This is a genomic window from Synechococcus sp. UW179A (assembly GCF_900473965.1).
Classification (GTDB): Bacteria; Cyanobacteriota; Cyanobacteriia; order PCC-6307; family Cyanobiaceae; genus Synechococcus_C.
Map to the genome: position 1 here is coordinate 1 of NZ_UCNJ01000031.1, position 2,330 is coordinate 2,330.

Annotated in this window: 1 protein-coding gene and 1 pseudogene; both read right to left on the reverse strand. The window is 46.1% G+C overall.

Features of this window, described 5'->3' with window-relative positions:
• Positions 1–1,525 (reverse strand): annotated as a pseudogene (locus tag DXY31_RS16570) (hypothetical protein); the annotation flags it as partial.
• 87 nt (positions 1,526–1,612) lie between these two features.
• Positions 1,613–2,059: a hypothetical protein gene (locus DXY31_RS14205; RefSeq protein WP_114994397.1), complete on the reverse strand. Its 447-nt coding sequence runs from the start codon at positions 2,057–2,059 to the stop codon at positions 1,613–1,615.
• Between the last annotated feature and the right edge of the window lie 271 nt (positions 2,060–2,330).

A 2,330-nucleotide genomic window follows, 5' to 3' on the forward strand; every position in this document is an offset into this window, starting at 1 on the left:
CCGTCGCATTGGTTCCGATGGATGCTGCATTTGTATTCGTTGACGATGCGTTAAAACCGATCGCAATCGAATCCACGCCAGAGGCAACAGACTGCGTGCCAAGGGCCAAGGAATTATCTCCTATCGCGCAGGCTTTAACGCCAACGGCCATCGCGTCTTGGCCCTGCGTGTTAGCCAGATATCCAATCGCTCCAGCACCAGTACCATTCGCAATGGCTCCAGCACCAATCAAAAAGGAGTTATTAAACGTGGCCGATGTATTCGTACCAATCGCAATCGCATTGGCACCAGACGATGAGGCATTTGCTCCTAGCGCAATGGAGCCATAATTTGAGGAATTTGCTCCTGCACCAATCGCAATAGAGTTGTCTTCTTTGGCGCGAGAACCTGCCCCAAACGCCATAGAGTTGTTTCCTGCTGCAGTAGTATTAGGACCGAATGCAATCGCATTGGCTTCAGTCGTTCTAGCTTCAGATCCAATAGCAATCGATCTTTTACCATTAGCTGTAGCACTCACCAGAGCAAGTGATCCTTCAGAAATTGCGTTCGTACGTGATCCAATACTTACTGCACCTTCTTCAGTGGCATTTGCAGTATCGCCAATAGCAATTGTTGAACTGTTAATAGCACCAACACCATTACCAATCGCGATTTGATTTGTTCCATCAGTAGTACCCGCACCATTACCAATTGCAATGGCACCAGCGCTAGCTGCAGTTCCAGCGCCATTACCCATCGCAATAGCACCCTCAGCAAGGCCAGTGGTCGCAGCATTGCCAATCGCGATCGCGGTACCACTAGCGGCCGCTAAATTACCCATTGCAATCGAGCCAGCCACATCTGCCGTTGTGGCATTACCTATCGCAATCGAACCAAGACCAGTTGATCCAGCTCCATTACCTATAACGACTTGACCAATCGCTTCATCTACACTGGCTGTGGTGCCCATAACTATGTTGCCTGAGCCACTTAAATTAGCAATGCCACTACCTATTAAAATATTCGTACTACCACTAGTGTTTTTAACAGTTGAACCAATTAATATATTATCTGCTCCTGCAATCTCTTGAACTCCGGAACCTATTGCAACTGTTTTTGCGCCAACAGCCACTGCAGAACCAGATCCAATTGCTACTGAACCTGCACCAGCGGTAGATGCTGTACCGATAGCAAGTCCACCCACTGCAGCAGTTCCGCCTAGTGCCGCTGCACCAGCCCCGGTACCACACTGGGCTAGGTCTATAGTTGAACTTGTAACAACGCTGAATGCTCCTCCTCCAACAACTGTCCCGGCTAATCCCGTTTGAGCAGTTCCCTCTCCCTCTATTCCCGCTACAACAACTACTACAGGCAATGTATTGGTCTGAACACCTTCAAGGGTAAATTCACTGAAGGTTGCCTCACCAGATATTTTACCGACACCAGTCCCACATAGACCATACAGCTGAGCATAAGTTGGTGATGCACCAACAAAAAGTGTGCCTGCAAAAAGTAAACCAGTTAGACCATAGTTATACTTTTTCAAGATAAATTTTTAAGTTATATTAAGCTAATTGGCAAACTGTCTGCGTGCAACTCAAAAGCAAACCTATGTGATTAAACCCATATGTCTTTAACTGGTCCCAACTCGAGACCTGCAAGCAATAGCCTCATTCGCATGAATGACCAAAAACATTTGCTGAGCCTCCTTGTCCTGCAACAATTGGATAATAGACGCAAGTTGCTGGTCTCCATATCGAGAAGCTACTGCTCTGGAATAGCACTCACAGATCACTTTTTGATCAATCTTGAGACATGCCTTCTCGAGCTTCTCTCGAAACAAATCATTGGTTTTTGACGCATGCCCAGGCAGCGGCAGTGCAGCACTACAAATCAGAAAAAGCCAGAGCAAGACAAATTTCATTGACATAATAAAAAAATGCTGGCGAATCAAATAAACCATTGCGGAATAATCATTACTTAAACCAATGCAATTCTCGAGAGAGATGTCCACTTCTGCGATTGGGGGGCTATCAAACCAATCCACCGCTCCATCACCACGAAGCTTACGTTCAATCACTGAAAGGAGGAGGGGTTCAATCTCAATTCGTGGCAAATGCCGACATTTCCTTTTGCTCGCCAAAAATCCGGAGATCGGCGAAATAGACAGCCGCAATTTACTTGCACAGTAATGAGTTCGAATGATTTGCAATCGATGGCCTTAATCGTCACCATTTCAACCGTGGTATAAGCCACCTGCTCCCGGCTGGAATCAATAGATTATTGATCTACCAGTTTTTTCATTAATCCTCTCAATATCCATGCCTTATTGGAATCTGACCAATTCAAAA